This window comes from Bradyrhizobium sp. USDA 4472 (assembly GCF_054058595.1).
On sequence record NZ_JBSSAM010000001.1, the window covers coordinates 4,664,305 to 4,687,664 of the forward strand.

Genomic DNA, 23,360 nt, shown 5'->3' on the forward strand with positions numbered 1-23,360 from the left:
GCGACTTCGGTGGAATAGAACAGGAGTGGTTGAGATGGCAGAAAGTCGGGTCGAAATCGACACGGGAACAAGCGAATTGTTGTGTGAAATCCGCGATCGGGTCGCGCTCATCACGCTCAACCGCCCCGAGGCACGCAATGCGCTCTCTGATCATCTCACGCCGGCATTGCGGCGGATGATCAAACAATGCGGCGATGATCCAGGAGTCGGCGCGCTGCTGATCACGGGCGCGGGCACGGCTTTTTGCGCCGGCGGCGATGTCAAAGGGATGGGTGGCAATTCCAGCAAGGCCGAAACGCCGTTCGAGGAGCGCGTCGCCGATCTGCGCACCAAGCAGCGCACCTTGACCGGCGCACTGGTGGCGGTGAGGAAGCCGACGATCGCAGCACTGCCGGGACCAGCGGCCGGCGCCGGGATGGCGCTTGCGCTTGCCTGCGATATCCGCGTTGCCGCGGAATCCGCGATCATGTCCACGGGATACGCCCGGATCGGGTTGACCGGGGATTACGGCATCGCATGGATGCTGACCCGGCTAGTCGGGACATCGCGGGCGCGGGAGCTGCTGTTCCTGTCGGAACGGATCGACGCGCGTCGTTGCGAGACGCTGGGTCTCGTCAACCGGGTGGTGCCCGATTCTGAATTGCGCGAGGCAGCGTTTGCGCTCGCGACGTCGCTGGGCGGAAGGGCCGTCGATCGCGCTGGCCCACATCAAGGACAACCTTGATCACGCCTTGCGGGCGGATTTTCCGGATTCAATGGATCAAGAAGCCGCGAATATGGTCCGGTCGTCGCGGACGGCCGACCACAAGGAGGCGGTGCGCGCCTTTATCGAGAAGCGCAAACCGGTATTTGCTGGGCGGTAGGTTTCGTCATGTTATCCCGACTCAGTTGCTGGCGATTCGAATCGGAAGGATCGGTTGTGCCGGTATCTGCTTTGCACGAACTTGCGCTGTTCATGAACGAGCATGTGCGGGCTGAACAATTGACCGCGCTGGGTCTCGACAAGGTCGTGCACGCTGGCGCCCGCAGCGAATATCCTTTGCTCATTTCGACCGGCTCATCGAGCATGAGCACTTTCGTCCTGATCTCGCACCCTATGTCCAGAAGCTGCTGTCCAGAGCCCCGGCATGAAGGCCGCCGGCCCCAACAGGGAGGTCTGATCGCATGACCGCGCCAGTTTGCCTGATCTCGGGTGTCGGCCCCGGTACAGGCTCGGCTCTTGCCAGGAAGTTCGCCGAAGGTGGTTATCGCGTGGCGCTGCTCGCTCGCAATGAGGAGCGCCTTGCGGCGCTCGAAGCGCAATTGCCGGGCGCGAAGGGATTTCGCTGCGATGTCTCGGACCCCGCGCAGGTGGATGCGGTGGCATCGGCTGTGGAGCGCGATCTTGGCCATCCCGCGGTCGTCATCCACAACGCCGTCGGCGGTGCGTTCGGCACGTTTCGGGAGATCGATCCGGCGATCCTCAACCGCAATTTTCAGGTCAACACGATGGGGCTGTTATATCTGGCTCGGCGATTGGCCCCGGCGATGATCGCGGCCGGAGCGGGCGCCATCGTTGCCACCGGCAATACCTCGGCGTTGCGCGGCAAGGCCGGCTTTGCCGGTTTCGCGCCGACCAAGGCGGCGCAGCGGATCCTGGCAGAGTCCATGGCCCGCGATCTGGGACCGCAGGGAATCCACGTCGCCTATGTCGTGATCGATGCCGTGATCGACCTTGAGTGGACGCGAAAGCGGTGGCCTGAGCGGCCGGATGATTTCTTCATCAAGCCGCAGGCGATCGCGAGCGAGATCTGGCACGTCGCCCACCAGGACCGCAGCGCCTGGTCGTTCAATGTTGAACTCCGACCGTTCGGAGAAAGCTGGTAGTCGAGGTGTGTCGCCGATTGCTGCAGGCTGTGAGTTCGTTCGTGAACTCGAATGTCCGAGGTAACACATCTGCAAGACGGAGCGGCTAAGTCATTGGCGTTCCAGTCTAGTAAGTTGCGATCCAGAGCCCCGGCGAGGCCGCCGGAGTATCGTCGTACTAATGGCGTCGACGCTTGCTCAAGCCGAGATCAGAAAGGGGCCTCCTTCAGCGAATTTCGTGATGTTGCGGCGTGTGTTCAGATATCAGGCAGCGCAACGACTATGGTCGTGCGACGAATGCCCATTATCGGCCGGTTAGGCCCGGCGGTGCGACCAGTAAGCCATTGATTGTCCTCGACCCAGGGCTGACTCTTAATCAGCGGGTCCCAGGTTCGAGCCCTGGTGCGCCCACCAAGCAAATTCAGGTGCTTGCAGCGAATGGGCATCAGAACGGGACGTTTGGTTTGACGTTTTCGACGTCCGACCAGGACGAGCGCTGCTTACGCCTCGCCTCCTGATCTGAGGCGCTTGAACGACGGCTTCGATCGGAGGGTCGTCTCTTAGACCAACGGAAGCTTTGGGAGGTTACCGTCCATCCAGGGCGCGGCGCCATTCGCGGAAGAAGGCTTTCCGTTTGGATTGGTCGAGATTCGCCAGAAGGTCTGGTCCCACGCGGATAGGACGTAGCGTGTCCTCGCTCACGGTTGCCCTAAGGCCGGTTGGGAGATCGGAGCGTACCGTCCCGAAGGAGCGCGCTGCTAACTGCTCCTGACCGTTCCGGGAGAGCAGGAAGTCCATGAAGAGTGCAGCCTGTGCCGGATTTGGCGCGTTTTTCGGTAAAATCGCAATCCGCGTAATCAACGCGGTATAATCGGTGAATAGAGTCACACCGATCGATGGATCCTCCTTCGCCCTTTCGAGCGCGTATGAAGCGATCATGTTGTAGGCCAGCAGATGCTCTCCGCTCGCGACCCGATCGAGGATCGTGTGACTGAACGTGTAAAGCCGAACGCCGGCCTGTCCGAGGCTGCGGATCAGGTTCCATGTGTTCGGCGTGATTTGGACGTCGTTACTGAAGAAGAGAAATCCCGTACCGCTCAGCTCAGCATCGTAGGTGGCTACTTTGCCCTGATAGATACTGCGCTTCGCGCTCAACAGCTTCAGCAGATCGGCTCGTGTGCGCGGAACATCCTCCGGCGGGACTAGCTGCTTGTTGTAGACGAGAGCGATCGGCTCAGCGGTAATTCCGAAGGCCTGCTTCCTCCAAATTGCCCAATCGGGAATTCGATCGGAGTCGGTCGGCGAGAACAGTTGCGCATAGCCGTCGTTCACGAGCTTGACTTGCAGGTCCATCGCCGAACTCCACGCGATGTCGGCGCATTGACCGCGCTCGCGGCATTTGACGACCTCCTCGTAAATCTCCAGAGAGCTCTGATGGATGTAATCGACGCGAATATTGGGATGCAAGCGATGCCACTCGCCGAGCAGGCCTTTCACTTCGATGGTATCCGATGTCGAGATGATGCGTATCGCACCCTCCGTCCCGGAGCCCGCCGACAGTCGGTCTCGGTCAAGTGGATCGGTGCGAACCTGGTCCTCTTGGCTGCTCGTCGGTGTGGCCGCGAGGGCGCACAGGACGCTTATAGCTAAAAAATGTAACCTGCTCCCCAGCATCGGAACTGCCTCGATCTGCCGGATGAGGCGGGTTTCTTAACTAGGTCCGCCGGCCGACGTCTAAAGCAGACAGTATAGAGGAGGCCCGCGCGGGAAGAAAAGCTCGGGCCAATTCGGTATCCCGGAGATTTCTATCGGGTGGGTGCGATTGGCTCCATGCCGGATTTTATGAGTGCGGGCGCCGCAGCCGGTGAAGCAAGGAAGTCGATGAGTGCCTTACCCTGCTCGCGTGCCTTGCCGTCCTGGGTGAGGGCAGCCGAGAAGATCGTGATCTTTTGGAGTTCTGGTGGCAGCGGTCCAACCAAGTCGGCGCCTGGGATCGGCAGCACCTCGCTGATTTGCTGAAAGCCGAGTTCGGCGTCACCGCGGGCCACCACGGCGGCAACGGGCTCTGCCGGGATCATTCTGGCCTTGCCTTCCATCTCCGAGGCGATGCCAAGCTTCTTGAACAGCTCTGTCCCCACGTAGACACCGCTCGCACTGTCGGAATAGGCCACCGACTTGGCACCGAGGAGGGTTGCCTTGAGGGCCTCCGGGGTCGAGATGTCGGGCTTCGCAGCGCCCGCGCGAACGACCATGCCGATCGGGGAGCGCACCAGGTCGACACGGCTGTCAGCATCGGCAAATCTCTTGGAGATCATGACACCGAGCGCATCACCCACCATGATCAGAACGTCGGCAGGTTCGCCGCGCCCCAGACGAATGGGGATCGCATTCTCGGTGTTTCCCATCGAAGGCCCGTAAGATGTGAGGACGGTATTGCCAGTCGCCCTTTCGAATTGCGGGACGAGTTCCTTGTAGGCGGCGCTGAGGCCGCCTGAAATCATGACTCGGACTTCCGCCGCCTCGACCTCTGGCGCGCACAGAGCGGCAACCAGTACTGCTACTGCAGCGAGCCAAACCGGACGAATGGGACGTACCAGGCTACGTTGGGGCTGTTCATTCATGGCGGGTCCCTTCCTCAGGTCCCGACGGTGTTCAAGCCGGCGGACACTTCCGAGGCCGTCGCAACCGCCTGCGTTCTATAGACCAACAGGGTCCCAACAAGGCCACATGCCGCCGCGGCGCTCATCCACCAGCCGGGGGCAGCGTTGTCGCCGGTCACCGCAATCAGCCAGGTGCAGATGGCCGCCGTAAAGCCTCCAAATGTCGTCGCAAGGCTGTAGGCAAGCGAGAAGCCCGACGTGCGCACGCCGACCGGCATAACTTCCGTCAGCGCGACGATCATCGCGCCATTGTAGCTTGCATAAATGAACGACAACCAAAGTTCGACGGCCAGCATCTTGCCGAAAGTCGGCTCAGCGGCGAGCCAAGAGAGAGCGGGATAGGCCGAGACGAGGCCAAGCAACGAGAAGGCCACGAGGATCGGCTTGCGGCCGATCTTGTCGGACCAGGCACCCATCACCGGAAGCCAGAAGAAGTTCGAAATGCCGACGCAGATTGTCACGAGCAGACTGTCGGTGGCAGAGAGCTTTAGGACAGACTTTCCGAAGGTGGGTGTGTAGACGGTGATGAGGTAGAACGAAACGGTCGTCATAATCACCATCATCATGCCGCACAGAACGATCGCCCAGTTTGCGAGGATCGAGCGGTAGATCTGACCGACAGTCGGATGATGCTTGCGCGCGAGAAACTCCTCCGTCTCCTGCAGCGAACGCCGGATGAAGAACACAAAGGGCACGATCATGCAGCCGACAAAAAACGGAACGCGCCATCCCCAGTCGTCGACCTGCTGCGGAGAAAGCCAGGCATTGAGCGCGAAGCCGAATGCGGCAGACACGATGATTGCGACCTGCTGGCTCGCCGATTGCCAACTGGCATAGAACCCTTTGTGGCCAGGCGTCGCCATTTCGGAGAGATAGACGGAAACACCGCCCAGTTCGACTCCCGCCGAGAAGCCCTGGAGCAGCCTTCCGATCAGCACGAGAAGGGGAGCCGCGATGCCAATGGTCGCGTAGCTTGGGACGAATGCGATCAGCACGGTTCCGCAAGCCATGATCGAGAGCGTCACGATCAAGCCCTTTCGACGTCCGATCCGGTCGACGTATGCCCCTAAGAAGATGGCCCCGAGCGGACGCATCAAGAAGCCGGCTCCGAAAGCGACAAACGTCAAGAGGAGGGATGCGTACTGACTTTCCAGCGGAAAGAACGCCTTGGCGATGTAGGAGGCGAATACCCCAGAAAGAAAGAAGTCGAACATCTCCAGGAAGTTGCCACTGGTGACGCGCAGCACCATTCCGATCTTCGAGTGCTCGGATGTCGTCATGTTATCCTCCCGTGGTTCGCGTTGTTTGACCCGATTACGGGTTCTTGTGTTGCGCATCGATCGCGCTTTGCGTTGGGATCGTCTGATCCGGCGCAGTCGAAAAGCGCAGTTGGTTCGGAGCTGCTGCAGCGAAAGCGATGAGACAGCGTAGACAGATGAGCTGTCGTCAACCTGTCGCGGCCAGGCGACGCGGCGCGTCAGGACCGCGCAGGCAGCGCTTATGCGGGTTTACCGAACGAGGAAGAATGTTTGCAAAGATGGAGATGCCATCGCGACTGCTCTGTGATAGAGGTCTGGCAAGGTGCAAATAAAAAGCGCCGGAGCCTGGAATTCAGTGGCGGGGGAGGCGCCGTGAGAATCCTGATCGTTGAAGACGATATGGCACTTGTCCGGGGGCTTTCGGCCTCGCTCAAGTCGATGGGCTTTGCGGTCGATCACGAACCGAATGGCGCCGAAGCGGCTTCAATCGCCATTTCCGAACCTTACAGTCTTGTGGTCCTCGATCTCGGCTTGCCCAATAGCTCGGGTTTTGAGGTTCTACGTCAGGTCCGCGCCAGCGGCTCGAAGGTTCCGATCATGATCTTGACGGCACGCGATGCCACCGCAGACAAGGTCAAGGGACTGGATCTTGGGGCGGACGATTACGTTCGTAAGCCGTTCGATCTGTCGGAGTTCGAAGCGCGTGTTCGCGCGCTGGTCAGGCGCGGTCAAGGTCGCACGGATCCACTTTTGACCTGCGGATCCCTCGTGATTGATCCAGCGATGGGACGTGCAACGCTCGATGGCAAGCCGCTCGACTTGCGCCGGCGGGAGATGGCGGTTCTCAAGATATTGATACTTCACCACGGCAAGCTGGTGCCGAAAGATCGTCTTATCGCGGAGGTGTTCGGCTTTGACGAGCCGGTTGGCCCGAACGTCTTGGAGCTTTATATCGCCCGTCTTCGCCAGAAACTCGGTCCTGATGGACCTACGATACGCACCATGCGTGGGCTCGGATATCTCCTGGAAGGGCGCTGATGGCAAGACGTCAGCCGTCCCTCAAAACCCGGTTTCTCCTCGGCCTTCTGGTTCCTGTTTCATGCCTTGCAATTGCTGTGGCGGTAGGCGGCAGCCTGGTCATCTCCCATGTGGTGGAGGTCACGCACGACCGATTGCTGAAAGGCTCGCTGCTGGCGATCGCCGAGCGTCTGGCCGTGGAGGACGGAGAGGTTACTGTCGATCTGCCGCGAGTGGCGCTGGGCATGCTCGAGACGCAGTCTGACGACAGTATTTTTTACAAGGTGAGCGTAGATGACCAGACGGTCACCGGATACAACGATCTGCCTATGCCCAAGAGTGCGGCACTTGAGCCGGAACAGCCGATGTTTTGGGATGACCGCTATCGCGGCAATGCCGTCCGCATAGCGGCCGGATCACGACATGTATATGGGATCGCTAAACCTGTCTTGGTTGCCGTGGCCGAGACTAAACACGCACGAGACCAGCTCTGGCGCGAAATGATCCGCGAACTTGCCTTGGCCGAGATGGTGCTCCTCGCCGTCATCGCCTTGCTCACATGGATCGCGGTCGAACGCGGGCTCGGGCCGCTTGCCCAATTGAAGCGGCAGATCGATCGCCGTGGAATCGGCGGATCAAAAGATTTCCAGCCGCTCGATCTGCACACTGTGCCGAAGGAGGCGCTCGCGCCCGCGCAGGCGATCAACGAATTGCTCGACCGCGTCAGCTTCGCGACCCAGATCTTGCGCCAGTTTACCGCCGATGCGTCACACCAGATGCGAACACCTCTCGCGGCGCTGAGAACGCATCTGGATCTCCTCAAGCGTCGTCTGGCCGGCTCGAGCGAAATGACCGAGATGGTCATGGAGGTGGACGCCCAGGTCGTCCGCCTGGATCGGATGATTTCGCAATTGCTGACGCTTGCTCGAGCCGACGAGGACGCATTGGTCAGATCGCCTGCCGAGAGAATTTCGCTCGTGACGAAGGCGAAGCAAGCCCTCGCTCTGCGAGCGCAAGCTGCGGCGGCTCGCAACATCGAGCTCCAACTGGAGGTGGAGCAGGACGAAATGTTCGTCGAAGCCAACGAGCTTCTGGTCGACGAGATATTTGGCAACGTGATCGATAATGCGATCCGGTACGGGCCAGCCGGCGCGGTGGTGATCGCGAGACTGTCCAAGGACGGCGACGCCGGCATAGTTGACATCGAAGACGACGGCCCCGGAATCCCGCCGGCCGAGCGGCAGAAGGTATTCGAGCGGTTCTACAGAATTGCCCGTCCGGATGCGCCCGACGGAAGTGGTTTGGGACTCGCGATCGTTCGCGTGTTGCTCGATCGGATGGGCGGCTCGATCGAGCTTGGCGAGGGTAAGCACCGTAGTGGCCTCCGTGTCACGATGAGATTCCGCCTCACGTGACGTTGCGAATGGCCAGACCCAATGTCTTTGCCTTGGCAGCCGCGACAGGTTGTTGACAGGTAACCGCCTCTATCCTGCTCCCTAACAGTGCAGGGTTGATGCTGGCCCCTCAGCGGACAGCGCAGCCATCACGCTTTAAAAAAGTGGGAGGAAGTCATGGCTTTACCGGCTCAGAACGGTAAGCGCATTCGCAGATACCCCTTCCTCCGTAGGTAGAGCCTCCGGCTTCTTGGGCCGGGCGGCGTGCGGATGATGGGAGGTGATCATGACGGCATTGGACAGCTTTAGATGTCAGCGTACCCTCGACGTCCACGGACGGAGGTATGCCTATTTTTCGTTGCCCGAAGCCGAGAAAAACGGTCTCGCAGGCATTTCGCGGCTGCCTTTTTCTCTGAAGATCCTGTTGGAGAACCTGCTGCGTTCCGAGGATGGCCAGTCCGTGACGAGCGCCAACATCGAAGCTCTGGCGAAGTGGACCGACGACCGCGGATCAGCGGCAGCGGAGATCGGCTTTCGTCCGGCCCGTGTTCTGATGCAGGACTTCACCGGTGTGCCGGCCCTGGTCGATCTCGCGGCCATGCGGGACGGCATGCAGAAGCTCGGCGGCGATCCGGCAAAAATCAATCCGCTGGTTCCGGTCGATCTGGTGATCGATCATTCCGTCGTGGTCGATCATTTCGGCAACCCGCAGGCCCTGCACGACAATGTTGCCAGAGAATACGAGCAGAATGGCGAACGCTACAACTTCCTGAAATGGGGTCAGGGCGCGTTCGCCAATTTCCGCGTAGTGCCGCCTGGCACCGGCATTTGCCATCAGGTCAACCTCGAATATCTGGCGCAAACGGTCTGGACGAGCGAGCGCAACGGCAAAACCTTTGCGTATCCCGATACGCTGGTCGGCACCGACAGCCATACCACCATGGCGAATGGTCTTGCGGTGCTTGGCTGGGGCGTCGGTGGGATCGAGGCGGAGGCAGCAATGCTCGGGCAGCCTCTGTCCATGCTGGTGCCGGAAGTGATCGGTTTCAAGCTCATCGGCAAGCTGCGCGAGGGCGTGCTGGCGACCGACCTCGTGCTCACCGTCACCCAGATGCTGCGCAAGAAGGGCGTCATCGGCAAGTTCGTCGAGTTCTACGGCTCGGGTCTTGACCACCTGACGCTTGCGGACCGCGCGACCATCTCCAACATGGCGCCAGAATACGGCGCGACCTGCGGCTTCTTCCCGGTCGACCAGGAGACGTTGAACTATCTCAATCTCTCGGGTCGCGCCAGCGATCGCATTGCGCTGGTTGAGGCCTATACGAAGGCGCAGGGCCTGTTCCGGACACCTGATATGGCGGACCCGGTCTTCACCGATACGCTGGAGCTCAATCTCGATGAGGTCGTTCCGTCGCTCGCCGGACCGAAGCGGCCCGAGGGGCGTCTCGGCCTTTCTGTTGCCAAGAGCAACTTCCTCACCGCGCTCGAAAGCGAATATGGCAAGCAAGACCAAGCCGCAAAGCAATTCGCGGTCGAGGGTAAGGAGTTCAAGCTCGGCCACGGCCATGTCGTGATTGCCGCGATCACCTCCTGCACCAACACCTCGAACCCCTCGGTGCTGATCGGCGCAGGCCTGTTGGCGCGCAATGCGGTGCGCAAGGGGCTCACGGTCAAGCCCTGGGTCAAAACCTCGCTCGCCCCCGGCTCGCAGGTCGTGGCGGAGTATCTCGAAAAATCGGGTCTGCAGAAGGACCTCGACGCACTCGGGTTTTATCTGGTGGGCTTCGGATGTACGACCTGCATCGGCAACTCCGGTCCGCTGCCGAAGGACATCTCGAAGTCGATCAACGACAATGGCGTAATCGGCGCGGCCGTCTTGTCCGGCAACCGCAATTTCGAAGGCCGCGTCTCGCCCGACGTGCAGGCCAACTATCTGGCCTCGCCGCCCCTCGTTGTTGCCTATGCTCTGGCCGGTTCGCTTCAGGTCGACCTGGTCAACGAGCCGCTGGGTATCGAGTCGGATGGCGCTCCCGTTTTCCTGAAGGACATCTGGCCTTCGAATGGCGAGATTCAGCAGTTCATCCGGGACAACATTACGCGCCGACTGTTCGAGAGCAAATATGCAGAGGTCTTCGAGGGCGATGCGAACTGGAAGGCGGTCGAGGTCACGACAGCGCTGACCTATCGCTGGAACATGTCCTCCACCTACGTTCAGAACCCGCCCTATTTCGAGGGCATTACGATGAAGCCGCCGCCGACCCGAGATATTGCTGGCGCACGCATTCTCGGGCTGTTCGGCGACAAGATCACGACCGATCACATCTCGCCTGCGGGCTCGATCAAGGCGTCGTCGCCGGCCGGAGAATTTCTGCGCGGCATGCAGGTCCGGCAAGAGGATTTCAACCAGTACGGCACGCGGCGTGGCAATCATGACGTGATGGTCCGCGGTACCTTCGCCAACATCCGCATCAAGAATTTCGCCGTGAAGGGCGAGGGTGGCGTCACCCCGGAAGGCGGCTGGGCGGTACATCAGCCCTCCGGCGACCGGATGTCGATCTTCGACGCCGCGATGCGCTACCAGCACGACAATGTGCCTTTGGTCGTGTTCGCCGGCGTCGAATACGGCAACGGCTCTTCGCGCGACTGGGCCGCCAAGGGCACCAAGCTGCTTGGCGTCCGCGCCGTCGTCGCGCAGAGCTTCGAGCGCATTCACCGCTCCAATCTGGTCGGCATGGGAATCCTGCCTTTCGTCTTTGACGAGGGTACCTCCTGGAAGAGCCTCGGCCTTACCGGCGCCGAGCAGGTTTGGATCAAGGGCATTGCCGACATCACGCCAGGTCAGCGCGTCACCATCGACATCACGATGGCAGACGGAACCGTGAAGCAGGTCCCGCTGACCTGCCGCATCGATACGCTCGACGAGCTCAACTACTACAAACACGGTGGCATCCTGCCTTACGTGCTGCGCCAGCTTGCGGCGTGATCCCAAGGACACGATCAACACGGGGAAACGAACATGTCAGGAAAAATTCCGGCGACCTTGATACCTGGCGACGGCATCGGTCCCGAGATCACGGCTGCGGTGACCCGCATTCTGGATACGCTCGGCGCGCCTTTCGAGTGGGACCTTCAGCAGGGCGGCATGGCCGGAATCCAGAGCGCGGGCGACCCCTTGCCCGGCGCGCTGATCGACAGCATCCGCCGCACCAAGCTCGCGCTGAAAGGTCCGCTGACGACGCCGGTCGGTGGTGGTTTCCGCTCGGTCAACGTGCGCCTGCGCGAAGAGTTCGGCCTCTATGCCAATTTGCGCCCGGTCAAGACCATGGTGCCCGGCGGGCGCTACGAGGACATCGACCTCGTCCTGATCCGCGAAAACATCGAGGGTCTCTACGTCGCATTCGAGCACTTCATCCAGGTGGGCGACGATCCGCACGCGGTCGCGATCTCTTCGGGCGTCAACACCCATGCGGAAGCACGCCGTATCGTCCGCTTCGCGTTTGAATATGCCGTCGCACACGGCCGCAAAAAGGTTACGGTCGTTCACAAGGCCAATGTGCTGAAGGCCCTGACCGGCTTGTTTCTCCAGGCCGGCCGCGAAATCGCCAAGGAATACGAAGGGCGGATCGCGATGGACGATCGCATCGTCGATGCCTGTGCCATGCAGCTGGTAATGAACCCGTGGCAGTTCGACGTCATCGTCACCACCAATCTGTTCGGCGACATCCTGTCCGACCAGATGTCCGGCCTGGTCGGTGGTCTCGGCATGGCGCCTGGCGCCAACATCGGGGAGAAGGCCGCGATCTTCGAGGCGGTGCACGGGTCGGCACCTGATATCGCCGGCAAGGGCATCGCCAATCCGCTCGCGCTGTTGCTCGCCGCCGGCCTCATGCTCAAGCATGTCGACCGGGACGATCTCGCGACCAAGCTGCGAAGCGCAATCGAGCAGACCTTGCAGGTCGACAATGTGCGGACGGCGGATCTTGGCGGCAAAGTGTCGACTTCGGACTTCGCCGGCGCCGTGATCAAGCGGCTGGCCTGACGCCGACAGACATAAAGGAGAAAGACATGGTGAAGGGCTCTGACCTGTTGGTCGCGGCATTGGAGCATGAGGGCGTCGACCGGGTCTTCGGTGTTCCCGGCGAGGAAAATCTCGACGTCGTCGAGTCGCTGCGCAACTCGAAGATCGAGCTGGTGCTGACGCGCCACGAGCAGGCCGCCGCGTTCATGGCGGCGACGCATGGACGGCTCACGGGCCGGCCCGGCGTCTGCATCTCCACGCTTGGGCCGGGCGCGCTAAACTTCTCGACCGGGGCGGCCTACGCCCATCTCGGCGCGATGCCGATGGTGCTGCTCACGGGACAGAAGGCGATCATGAGCAGCCGCCAGGCGCGCTTCCAGATCGTGGACGTCATTGCGTCAATGAAACCGCTCACCAAGCTCTCGCGGCAGATCGTCAGCGCGTCCAGCATCCCAACGCTGGTGCGTGACGCCTTCCGCGTCGCGATGGAGGAGCGGCCGGGTCCCGTCCTGCTGGAGCTGCCCGAAGACATCGCCGGCGACGAGGTCGAGCCGGTGCCGATGGTGCCGATTCATCCGATCGAGATCCCCGTCGCACATCGTGCGGCGCTCGACCGGGCCGCTGAGATGATCCTGGCGGCGAAGCGTCCACTGATCATGCTCGCGGCGGCCGCGAGCCGTCCGCGCTCGACCTTCGGCATTGCCGGCTTCGTGCGGCGCACGGGCATTCCGTTCTTCACGACACAAATGGGCAAGGGCACCGTTCCCGGCGGCACCAACCTCTATATGGGCACCGCGGCACTGTCGGAGCGCGACTATGTGCACGAGGCGATCGACCAGGCCGATCTGATCATCGCCATCGGCCACGACACGGTCGAGAAGCCGCCCTTCATCATGGGTCCCAAGGGGCCGCAAGTCATCCACGTCAGCTACACGCCTGCGACCGTCGAGCAGGTTTACTTCCCGCATGCCGAGGTGGTCGGCGACGTCGGCCCCAGCCTCGAGCTGCTGGCGGATCGGCTCGAGGGCAAGCTCCACAACGCCAGGGCGCTGCTGCCGCTGCGCGACGGCATTCTCGGCCGCATCGCCGATCGCGACACCGAAAGCCGCTGGCCGGTGACGCCGCAGCGACTGGTGCATGATGTCCGAAAAGTGATTCCGGAGAACGGCATCGTTGCGCTCGACAACGGCATGTACAAGATCTGGTTCGCTCGCAATTACCGGACCTATGTCGCCAACACATTGCTGCTTGACAACGCCCTCGCCACGATGGGCGCCGGCCTGCCATCGGCGATGATGGCGGCGATGCTCTATCCGGACCGCCGCGTCATGGCGATCTGCGGCGACGGCGGCTTCATGATGAACAGCCAGGAGCTGGAGACGGCCGTCCGGCTCAAGCTGAATCTCGTGGTGCTGATCCTCAATGATGGCGCTTACGGCATGATCCGCTGGAAGCAGGCCGTGGATGCCTTCCCCGACTTCGGTCTCACCTTCGGTAATCCGGACTTCGTACGCTACGCGGAGTCCTATGGCGCGAAGGGCTCGCGCGTCACCTCCGTCGATGCGTTGTTGCCGACGCTTGAGGCCGCGTTCAAGGGCGGCGGCGTGCATCTCGTCGATGTCGCGATCGACTATTCGGAGAACACGAAGGTCCTCGTCGACGAGCTGCGCAATCGCAAGCTTGGTAGCGAACCGAGCTGATGCGGCGGGGCGCTGATGCGTGGACGTTGCGCTCCGCGTAGCTGCTACGAACGAATACCCCGTACGCGCGCGAGACAAGAAGGAGCACGAACATGATCGGGAAATTCACCTTCCAGGCGCCGTCGAGCATCATGTTCGAGCCCGGCGCTTCGCGGAAGATCAATGAACTCGTGGCGAGCTACGGCGCCCGGCGCGTGATGCTGGTGACCGACAAGGGCGTGCGGGGCGCGGGGTTGACCGGGGATGCGGAGGCCTCGTTGGGAGCAGCCGGCATCGAGCTCAGCATATTCGATGAGGTGGTCGCCGACCCGCCATCCCATATCGTGGAAGCGGCTGCGGACGCGTGTCGGGCCGGCCGGATCGAGCTCGTGCTCTCGATCGGCGGCGGCAGTGCTCTCGACACCGCAAAGCTCGTCGCCTATCTCGCCAAGACGCCGGACCGTCTGGACGACATCTACGGCGTGGGTCTCGCGAAAGGAAAACGCCTGCCGCTGCTGCTGGTGCCGACGACGGCCGGGACCGGCTCCGAGGTGACCCCGATCGCGATCGTCACGACGCCAACCACGGAGAAGAAAGGGGTCGTCTCGCCGGTCCTGATCCCGGATTGGGCAATCCTCGATCCCGAGCTGACGCTCGGTCTGCCGGCGCCAGTGACTGCGGCGACCGGTATCGATGCCATGGTGCACGCGATCGAGGCCTACACCAGCAAGGTCAAGAAGAACCCGATGTCCGACCAGCTCGCCCGCCAGGCGTTGGCATTGCTGTCGGCCAATGTGCGGCGTGTTTGCGAGAATGGGAAGGATCTCGAAGCCCGTTCGGAGATGCTGCTCGGCTCGATGCTCGCCGGCATGGCCTTTGCCAATGCGCCGGTCGCCGCCGTTCACGCGCTGGCCTACCCGATCGGAGCGATCTTCCACGTACCGCACGGTCTGTCGAATGCCCTCGTGTTGCGTCACGTGCTCGAGTTCAACCTGACCGCGGCGGAGGCGCTTTACGCCGAGCTTGCCGAAATCGTGAAGCCGGGCCTGAGCGGCAGCGTGCCTGAGAAGGCGCGGGCTTTCATCGACGAAATGACGGCGATCGGCCGCGATTGTCGGGTGCCGGCCTCGCTCGCTGCGGTCGGGATCGGCCGGGACGATCTGAAGAAGCTTGCCGAGGACGCGATGAAACAGACGCGCCTCCTCGTCAACAACCCGCGCGAACTGACGCTGGACGATGCCTACGCGATCTACAGCGCGGCGTTCGGTGACGGCAGCAATCGTTATGTGCAGGCTTCCCATGGTTGAGGAGGGGCCCGCCGCAAATCCGTTCGGCCGGCTCGCCGCGCAGTGGATGGACTCCTGGCGCGCCATGGCAAGCGCAGCCGCCGGTGTCAGCGAGAACTGGTCGGGCTCGATGCTGCCTTTCATCATGAAGCGCGCAGCCGAGAGCGGGTTCGGCGTCGGCCCCGGCAACGACCTCGCCGAGGCGATCGAACGCATGGCCAAGGGACCGCGCCTCGCCGATGTCCTCGATTTCGATCGGAAGCTGGCGAACTTGACGGCGGCCTGGGGCGAACTGCAAAGCAAGCTTGCGGCGTATCAGCTCGTCGCCTCAAAGCCCTGGATGCGCACGGCGCAGCAATACAAGATGAAGATGCCGCAGTCGGGCGACAGCCCCAATTGGCGCGAGCAGCTCGGTGCCTGGAACGATCTCGCCAATGAGGAGCTGATCGCCAACCAGCGCTCGGAAGAGTTTCTGGTCGCGCAGAAGCAATTGTTGCAGGCCGCAACCGAGTTCAAGGCCCGGCAAACGGAGATATCGGACACAGTCGCCGCCGTGCTGGGCATGCCGACGCAGCGCGATTTCGACGATCTGACCCGCCAGATCACCGAGCTAAGGCGCGAGGTCCGCGCGCTGGAGCGACGGATCGCCGGAGGCAAAGCATGAGCCCGCAGGCACCGAAAAGCGACGGATTCGCCGAGATGAGCGACAAGCTGCTCAAGGCCGGCAAGCTGCTGTCCGCCATCAAGGACGAAGACGTCGATGTCGGCGCGACGCCGAAGACGCTGGTGATGCGCCGCGATAAGGTCGAGCTGTTTCGCTACACGCCCTTGACCGAGCAGAAGGTGAGGACGCCGGTTCTGCTCGCCTACGGTTTGATCGGCCGCTACACCATGGCGGACCTTCAGGAGGACCGCTCCCTCGTCCGCAGTCTGTTGCGGCAGGGGCTCGATCTCTGGCTGGTCGATTGGGGGCAGCCGAACCGCAGCGAGCGCTGGCTGACGATCGACGATTATGTCGACGACTACATCCATGCCGCCGTCGAGCGCATCTGTCGCGAGACCGGTCACGACAAGATCACGCTGCTCGGCATCTGCGAGGGCGGCGTCTTCACCACCTGCTACGCCGCGCTCAATCCGGACAGGGTCAAGGGCCTCGTGCTGACGATCACGCCGATCGACTTCCATGCCGATCGTGACGATCCCGACACCCATCACGGCTTCCTGAATGTCTGGACGCGCAGTCTCGATCGCGCCGACATCGACCGCTTGGTCGACGTCTATGGCGGCCTACCCGGCGAGTTCATGAGCTCGGTGTTCTCCCTGATGACGCCGATGCGCTCGCTCACCAAGTACAACATCGACCTGATCGACGTCATCGACGACGAAGCCAAGCTGATGAATTTCCTGCGCATGGAGAAATGGCTTGCCGACCGGCCCGCTCATCCGGGCGAAGCTGCCAAGCAGTGGCTGAAGGATCTCTATCAGGACAACAAGCTCGTGAAGGGCGAGTTCGAGCTGTCGGGACGGCGCGTCGATCTCTCCAAGCTCATCGCGCCGGTGCTCAACGTCTTCGCCGTCAATGACCACATCATTCCGCCGACCTGCTCGCGAGCGCTCGGCGCGCATCTCGGGACCAAGGATTACTCGGAGATCGAGCTGCCCGGCGGCCATGTCGGCCTGTTCGTATCGAGCAAGTCGCAGGGCTCGCTGAGCAAGGGGATCTCGGAGTGGCTTTCCGCGAGGGACTAGCGCGATGAACAAGGACAAGATCGTTTCAGCCGACGAGGCGGTCGCCATCATCAGGGATCGCGATACGGTCTGTACATCCGGTTTCGTCGGCATCGGCACGCCCGACGAACTCCTGATCGCGCTGGAGAAGCGCTATCGCGAAACCCGACATCCCGCAGACCTGACGCTGATGTTCGCGGCCGCGCCCGGCGATGCCGGAGACCGCGGCCTCAACCGGCTCGCCCATGACGGCCTGTTGAAGCGCGTGGTCGGCGGCCACTGGGCACTGGTGCCCAAGCTCGGCGAGCTCGCGCTCGCCAACCGCATCGAGGCCTATAATCTGCCGCTCGGCTGCATCGCGCACCTCTATCGCAATATCGCCGCGCGCGGCCCCGGCGTGATCTCCAAGGTCGGCCTCAAGACCTTCGTCGATCCCCGTTTGCAGGGTGGCAAGCTCAACGAGAGCACGACGGAAGATCTTGTCGAGTTGATGCGGATTAACGACGAGGAGTGGCTGCGTTACAAATCGTTTCCGATCAACGTCGCGCTGTTGCGCGGCACGACCGCCGATCCCGCCGGCAACATCACCATGGAGCGCGAGGCGCTGACGCTGGACAATCTGGCGATGGCGATGGCGGCGAAGAATTCGCGTGGCTTCGTCATCGTGCAGGTCGAACGCATCGCGGCCAGCAATTCGCTCAATCCGCGGGAAGTGCAGATTCCCGGCATCCTGGTCGATTGCGTCGTCGTCGCCGATCCCACCAATCACGTCCAGACCTATGGCGCGGTCTATAGCCACGCCTTCTCCGGCCGCCAGCGCGTACCGATGGACCGCGTCAAGCCGCTCGAGCTCGACGAACGCAAGATCATCGCGCGGCGCTGTGCGTTTGAGTTGCCGCCGGGCGGCGTCGTCAATCTCGGCATCGGCATGCCCGAGGGCGTCGCGGCCGTCGCCGCCGAAGAGCACATGCTGAAGTTCCTGACGCTGACGGCCGAGCCCGGTATCATCGGCGGCATGCCGCAGGGCGGGCTCAATTTCGGCACCGCGCTCAATCCGGATGCGGTGATCCACCAGAACCAGCAGTTCGATTTTTACGACGGCGGCGGGCTCGATCTCGCCTGCCTCGGCATGGCGCAGGCGGATAGCGCTGGAAACGTCAATGTCAGCCGCTTCGGTCCACGGCTGGCGGGTGCCGGCGGCTTCATCAATATCTCCCAGAGCTCCAAGAAGCTGGTCTTTGCGGGCACGTTCACCAGCGGCGGATTGAAGGTCGCGGTTGAGGACGGCGCACTGCACATACTGCGCGAAGGTACGACTAAGAAGTTCGTTTCCGCGGTCGAGCAGATCACGTTCAGCGGCGATCATGCGGTCGCCACCGGCCAGCCGGTGTTCTATGTCACTGAGCGTTGCGTGCTGCAGCGGACCCCTGCGGGTGTGGAACTGATCGAGGTGGCGCCCGGCATCGATGTCGGCCGCGACATCCTCGCGCACATGGAGTTCGAGCCGCTGATCCGCAACGTCAAGCCTATGGATGCACGCATCTTCCGCGATGGGCCGATGGGGCTGGATCACATGCTGCTCGGCCGAAGTCTGGCTGACCGGATTGGCTACGATGCCGAGCGCAATACTCTGTTCGTCAACTTTGAAGGCTTCGACGTCCGGACGGTCGAGGACGTCGACTTGGTTCGCCGCGAGGTCGAGCGCGCCTGTCGTGCCGTCGGCAAGCCGGTAGCGCTCGTCGCCAACTATGACGGCTTTCATCTGGAGCCATCTGTCAGCGATACCTATTTCTCGATGATCGCTTATCTGGAGCAGCGCTACTACAGTTCGGCGTCGCGCTACACCACCAGCGCATTCATGCGTCTTAAGCTCGGAGAGGGCCTAGCCGAGCGACACGTCGCCCCGCACATCTTCGAAACCCGCGCAGAGGCACAAGCCTTCGCGCGCGGATTACGCAAGGAAGAAGCCAGCATCTAACCGAAGGAGCTGATCATGAGCCAGGATATCGAAGCCGCGGCGAGAGCCATGAAGGAGCAGTTTGCGAATTTCGCTGAGAACCCCAAACGGCAATTGCGAACGCACGCGAGCTTGCTGAAATGACGCTCAAGTCGAACACCGAGGTCTTCAACGTCGTGAGGCAGCGGGTGACGGAGGACTTCGAAAGGGTGCGCGCGTTCCTGCAGGGCGACGGCAAGAAGTAGGCGAGAACGCCATGGCCGTGTCGGGTTGCAGGGCATGGAGCTACCGATCAAGGGCGTGAGGACGACATGTTTGAAGCCGCTGGGGGCCTGATAGGGGATAGGGCGGGTGGATCGCCGAAATCCGGGCAGCCGGATCGCGAAGGCGTTGTACTCGGCCTCTCGCCCTTCGGCTTTCACCAACTGGCCTATACCGATTGGGGGCCTCTCGAGGACGACAGGCCGGTCGTTTGCGTGCATGGACTCACACGGCAGGGGCGGGATTTCGACCATCTGGCAGAACAGTTGGTGGCTGCCGGAAGGCGGGTGATCTGCCCGGATCTGCCGGGACGCGGGCGCAGCGGCTGGATCGGCGATCCCGATCATTATGCGCTTCCGCAATATTGCGCCGACATGAACGCGCTGATTGCGCGTCTTGGCGTCACCGAGATTGAGTGGGTCGGAACTTCGCTCGGCGGGTTGATCGGCATGATCATGGCCGGGTTCTCCGGCAGCATCGTTCGCAAGCTCGTCATCAACGATATCGGCCCGTTCGTTTCGTCGACGGGGCTTCAGCGAATCGGCCAATACATCGGCAAGATGCCGGCCCTGTTCGCGACGATTGAAGATGCTGAGGCGTACTTTCGAACCGTGCTGGCACCTTATGGTGAACTGCTCGACGAGCATTGGCGCCATCTCACGATGCACAGCGTCCGTTGGGACGACGTCCGACAGGGATACGCGCTGTTATGCGATCCCAAGATTGCGAAGGGCTTTCGGTTGCCCTGGTTTCAGCCGCTCAATCTCTGGACCTATTGGGAGGCAATCAGGGTGCCCGTGCTCGTGTTACGCGGCGCTCACTCCGATTTGCTGTCATTCGACCTCGCGGTCGAGATGCAAAAGCGCAACCGATTAGCCAGTGTTTTTCAGTTCGATGATTGTGGCCACGTGCCGCCGCTGATGGTTCGCGAACAGATTGATGTGGTCGCTCAGTTTCTTCAGGCGTGATGGAACGACTGTGTAGAGGAGGACACGATGGATAGCCCGGTCGGAGATATGTCCGAGAAGATCTACGACGTCCCCGCGGAATGGGCCAAGCGCGCCTGGGTCGATCAGGCCAAATACAAGGACATGTATGCCCGCTCGGTCGCGGACCCCAACGCGTTCTGGGCCGAGCAGGCCAGGCGCATCGACTGGATGCACGCGCCGACCAAGATCGAGAACGTCTCCTTCGCGCCGGGCAACATCTCGATCAAGTGGTTCGAGGATGGCATCCTCAATGTCGCTCACAATTGCATCGACCGGCATCTGCACAAGCGCGCCAACCAGACCGCGATCATCTGGGAAGGCGACGATCCCTCGCAGTCCAGGCACATCACCTACAAGGAACTGCACGACGAGGTCTGCCGGATGGCCAACATCCTGCGCACCCGCAATGTGAAGAAGGGCGACCGCGTCACCATCTATCTGCCGATGATCCCGGAAGCGGCCTACGCGATGCTGGCCTGCGCGCGGATCGGCGCCATCCACTCGGTGGTGTTCGCGGGCTTCTCGCCGGATTCGCTCGCCCAGCGCATCAACGACTGCCAGTCCAAGGTCGTCATCACCGCTGACGAGGGCCTGCGCGGCGGCAAGAAGGTGCCGCTGAAGGCCAGTGTCGACGCGGCCCTCGCAAAATCCGAGGGCGTCGACTGGGTCGTCGTCGTCAAGCGCACCGGCGGCAAGATCGACATGAACCCGACCCGCGACCTCTGGTATCACGAGGCCGCGGCGATGGTGACGACGGAATGCCCGGTCGAGCACATGCATGCCGAGGATCCGCTGTTCATCCTCTATACCTCGGGCTCGACCGGCCAACCCAAGGGCGTGCTGCACACCTCGGCCGGCTATCTCGTGTTCGCCGCGATGACGCACCAATACGTGTTCGACTATCACGATGGCGACATCTACTGGTGCACCGCCGACGTCGGCTGGGTCACCGGCCACAGCTACATTCTCTATGGACCGCTGGCCAACGGCGCGACCACGCTGATGTTCGAGGGCGTGCCGAATTACCCCGACAATTCCAGGTTCTGGAACGTCATCGACAAGCACAAGGTCAATATCTTCTACACCGCTCCGACTGCGATCCGCGCGCTGATGCAGGGCGGCGACGAGCCCGTGAAGAAGACCTCGCGTGCCTCGCTCCGCCTGCTCGGCTCGGTCGGCGAGCCCATCAACCCCGAGGCCTGGGAGTGGTATCACCGCGTCGTCGGTGACAACAGGTGCCCGATCGTCGATACCTGGTGGCAGACCGAGACCGGCGGCATTCTCATCACGCCGCTGCCGGGCGCGACCAGGCTCAAGCCGGGTTCGGCGACGCAGCCGTTCTTCGGCGTGGTGCCTGAAATCGTCGATGCCGACGGCAAGGTGCTGGAGGGTAAGACCACGGGCAATCTCTGCCTGACCCGCTCATGGCCGGGCCAGATGCGCACCGTCTACGGCGACCATGCCCGCTTCGAGCAGACCTATTTCTCGACTTACAAGGGCAAGTACTTCACCGGCGACGGCTGCCGGCGCGACGCCGACGGCTATTACTGGATCACCGGCCGCGTCGACGACGTCATCAACGTCTCCGGCCACCGCATGGGCACGGCGGAGGTCGAGAGCGCGCTGGTGGCGCATGAGAAGGTGTCGGAGGCCGCCGTGGTCGGCTTCCCGCACGACATCAAGGGCCAGGGCATCTACGCCTATGTCACCCTGATGGCCGGCATCGAACCGACCGAGGAGCTGCGCAAGGAGCTCGTGACCTGGGTCCGCAAGGAGATCGGCCCGATCGCCTCGCCCGACCAGATCCAGTTCGCGCCAGGCCTGCCCAAGACCCGTTCCGGCAAGATCATGCGCCGCATCCTGCGCAAGATCGCCGAGGACGAACCGGGCAGCTTAGGGGACACCTCGACGCTCGCCGATCCCGCCGTGGTCGATGATCTCGTGAAGAACCGGCAGAACAAGAAGTCGGATTAGGAGAGGGCGGTAGATGAACATCGATGCGATTGCCATCGGTCACAACCCACCTGATGATATCAACGTTGTCGTTGAGGTGCCTCTCGGGGGAGAGCCGATCAAGTACGAACTCGACCAGCGTTCTGGCGCGCTTGTGGTCGACCGATTCCTCTACACGCCGACCCGTTACCCCGGCAATTATGGCTTCGTACCGCGTACGCTTTCCGAAGACGGTGACCCGATCGATGTGCTCGTCGCCAATACCCGCCCGATCGTTCCGGGAGCCGTGATCAACGTGCGCCCTGTCGGAGTATTGAGAATGGAAGATGACGGCGGGGGCGATGAGAAGATCATCGCGGTGCCGTCGGCCCGGCTCACCCAACGCTACCAAAACGTGCAGACGTACACCGATCTGCCCGAAATCACCTGGAAGCAGATCGAGCACTTCTTCCTTCATTACAAGGACCTTGAACCCGGCAAGTGGGTGCGACTTGCAGGGTGGGGAGATGCGGACGAAGCTCGCAAATTGATCGAGACGGCGATCTCGCGCGCCGCGATCCGAAAATCGCGCTGAGGGAGTACTGGAATGAGGCTTGTCCTATTGGGACCTCCCGGCGCCGGAAAGGGGACGCAGGCGCTCAAGCTTTCGCAGATCCTCGCGATTCCCCAGCTTTCGACCGGCGATATGCTGCGTGCGGCAGTAGCTGAAGGAAGCGCGATCGGGCGAGAGGCGGCACAGATCATGGAGCGGGGCGATCTCGTGCCTGATGCACTGGTGCTCGAGGTGATCGCCGAACGCGTTGCGCAGCCGGATGCGGAGAGGGGTTTCATCCTGGACGGCTTTCCGCGCACCGTGGTCCAAGCGGAGAGCCTCGACGAAATGCTCAATGGCCACATGTTGAACTGCGTGCTGGAACTCAAGGTCGACGAGCGCCAACTGCTGGACCGAATACTTGGACGGGCGAGGCAGGCCCGTGCCAACGGAGAAGCAGTGCGAGCAGACGACAATGAGGAGGCGCTCGGCGCTCGACTGCTGGCCTATGCCAATCAAACCAAGCCTCTGACCGACTACTATGGTGCCAAGGGATTGTTGAGAACGGTAGATGCCTCGTTACCAGTCGACCGTGTCACAGCGGCGCTCCTCGAAGCCCTTAATTGAACAAAGGCGGTGGGGCCTCCCCTGATTCAACTCTAACGCCCTATGCTCTCGGACCGCCGAGACGCAACCGGCAGCGCGGCCGCAGATCCCCGCTCGTTGGTTTTTCGTAGCGGAGAAGATCGGCGTCTCCGGAGTGCTGTCCACGTTCTCCTGCG

General features: G+C 62.0%; 17 protein-coding genes and 1 pseudogene. 15 read left to right on the forward strand and 3 right to left on the reverse strand.

The window, feature by feature from the left end; translation table 11 throughout:
• Positions 1-34: 34 nt before the first annotated feature.
• Positions 35-863, forward strand: a pseudogene (locus ACVWZ4_RS21675) (enoyl-CoA hydratase-related protein).
• A gap of 301 nt (positions 864-1,164) precedes the next feature.
• Positions 1,165-1,866: an SDR family NAD(P)-dependent oxidoreductase gene (locus ACVWZ4_RS21680; protein ID WP_456741145.1), complete on the forward strand. Its 702-nt coding sequence runs from the start codon at positions 1,165-1,167 to the stop codon at positions 1,864-1,866.
• A 564-nt stretch (positions 1,867-2,430) separates the two neighbouring features.
• On the opposite strand, the gene ACVWZ4_RS21685 is transcribed toward ACVWZ4_RS21680, so the two are convergent.
• The 3 genes from ACVWZ4_RS21685 to tcuC all read right to left on the reverse strand — a co-directional run bounded on the left by ACVWZ4_RS21685 (position 2,431) and on the right by tcuC (position 5,785).
• Positions 2,431-3,342: an ABC transporter substrate-binding protein gene (locus ACVWZ4_RS21685; RefSeq protein WP_456704964.1), complete on the reverse strand. Its 912-nt coding sequence runs from the start codon at positions 3,340-3,342 to the stop codon at positions 2,431-2,433.
• Positions 3,343-3,650: 308 nt separating this feature from the next.
• The gene (locus ACVWZ4_RS21690; protein WP_456741146.1) at positions 3,651-4,466 is read right to left on the reverse strand and encodes a substrate-binding domain-containing protein; all 816 of its coding nucleotides are present in this window, start codon (positions 4,464-4,466) and stop codon (positions 3,651-3,653) included.
• 14 nt (positions 4,467-4,480) lie between these two features.
• Positions 4,481-5,785 carry a tricarballylate/proton symporter TcuC gene (tcuC, locus tag ACVWZ4_RS21695; protein WP_456741147.1) on the reverse strand — a complete coding sequence of 435 codons (1,305 nt, stop codon included), beginning with the start codon at positions 5,783-5,785 and terminating at the stop codon, positions 4,481-4,483.
• 351 nt (positions 5,786-6,136) lie between these two features.
• Here tcuC and ACVWZ4_RS21700 point away from each other — a divergent pair, with 351 nt between their 5' ends.
• The 13 genes from ACVWZ4_RS21700 (at position 6,137) to ACVWZ4_RS21760 (ending at position 23,205) form a co-directional block, all read left to right on the forward strand.
• Entirely contained in the window at positions 6,137-6,802 is a 666-nt protein-coding gene (locus ACVWZ4_RS21700; protein WP_456704961.1) for a response regulator, read from the forward strand.
• Positions 6,802-8,196: a sensor histidine kinase gene (locus tag ACVWZ4_RS21705; RefSeq protein WP_456704960.1), complete on the forward strand. Its 1,395-nt coding sequence runs from the start codon at positions 6,802-6,804 to the stop codon at positions 8,194-8,196. The genes ACVWZ4_RS21700 and ACVWZ4_RS21705 overlap by 1 nt, the downstream gene beginning before the upstream one ends.
• A gap of 265 nt (positions 8,197-8,461) precedes the next feature.
• Positions 8,462-11,158: an aconitate hydratase AcnA gene (acnA, locus tag ACVWZ4_RS21710; RefSeq protein WP_456741149.1), complete on the forward strand. Its 2,697-nt coding sequence runs from the start codon at positions 8,462-8,464 to the stop codon at positions 11,156-11,158.
• Positions 11,159-11,191: 33 nt separating this feature from the next.
• Positions 11,192-12,214 carry an isocitrate/isopropylmalate dehydrogenase family protein gene (locus tag ACVWZ4_RS21715; RefSeq protein WP_456704958.1) on the forward strand — a complete coding sequence of 341 codons (1,023 nt, stop codon included), beginning with the start codon at positions 11,192-11,194 and terminating at the stop codon, positions 12,212-12,214.
• A 26-nt stretch (positions 12,215-12,240) separates the two neighbouring features.
• The gene (locus tag ACVWZ4_RS21720; protein ID WP_456704957.1) at positions 12,241-13,893 is read left to right on the forward strand and encodes an acetolactate synthase large subunit; all 1,653 of its coding nucleotides are present in this window, start codon (positions 12,241-12,243) and stop codon (positions 13,891-13,893) included.
• Positions 13,894-13,988: 95 nt separating this feature from the next.
• Positions 13,989-15,179 (forward strand): iron-containing alcohol dehydrogenase, encoded by a 1,191-nt coding sequence (locus tag ACVWZ4_RS21725; protein ID WP_456705350.1) that lies wholly within the window; start codon positions 13,989-13,991, stop codon positions 15,177-15,179.
• Positions 15,172-15,822 (forward strand): poly(R)-hydroxyalkanoic acid synthase subunit PhaE, encoded by a 651-nt coding sequence (locus tag ACVWZ4_RS21730; RefSeq protein WP_456704956.1) that lies wholly within the window; start codon positions 15,172-15,174, stop codon positions 15,820-15,822. Before ACVWZ4_RS21725 ends, ACVWZ4_RS21730 begins: the two co-directional genes overlap by 8 nt.
• Complete coding sequence (gene phaC / locus ACVWZ4_RS21735; protein WP_456741150.1) at positions 15,819-16,907, forward strand: class III poly(R)-hydroxyalkanoic acid synthase subunit PhaC; 1,089 nt, start codon at positions 15,819-15,821, stop codon at positions 16,905-16,907. Before ACVWZ4_RS21730 ends, phaC begins: the two co-directional genes overlap by 4 nt.
• Before the next feature lie 4 nt (positions 16,908-16,911).
• The gene (locus ACVWZ4_RS21740) at positions 16,912-18,864 is read left to right on the forward strand and encodes an acyl CoA:acetate/3-ketoacid CoA transferase (RefSeq protein WP_456704954.1); all 1,953 of its coding nucleotides are present in this window, start codon (positions 16,912-16,914) and stop codon (positions 18,862-18,864) included.
• Positions 18,865-19,154: 290 nt separating this feature from the next.
• Positions 19,155-20,072 (forward strand): alpha/beta fold hydrolase, encoded by a 918-nt coding sequence (locus ACVWZ4_RS21745; RefSeq protein WP_456790328.1) that lies wholly within the window; start codon positions 19,155-19,157, stop codon positions 20,070-20,072.
• Positions 20,073-20,120: 48 nt separating this feature from the next.
• Positions 20,121-22,067 (forward strand): acetate--CoA ligase, encoded by a 1,947-nt coding sequence (acs, locus tag ACVWZ4_RS21750; RefSeq protein ID WP_456742251.1) that lies wholly within the window; start codon positions 20,121-20,123, stop codon positions 22,065-22,067.
• 13 nt (positions 22,068-22,080) lie between these two features.
• Positions 22,081-22,620, forward strand: coding sequence for an inorganic diphosphatase (gene ppa / locus ACVWZ4_RS21755; RefSeq protein ID WP_456704952.1), 540 nt, complete (start codon positions 22,081-22,083; stop codon positions 22,618-22,620).
• Between the two features lie 12 nt (positions 22,621-22,632).
• Positions 22,633-23,205 carry an adenylate kinase gene (locus ACVWZ4_RS21760; protein ID WP_456741152.1) on the forward strand — a complete coding sequence of 191 codons (573 nt, stop codon included), beginning with the start codon at positions 22,633-22,635 and terminating at the stop codon, positions 23,203-23,205.
• Positions 23,206-23,360 lie beyond the last annotated feature (155 nt).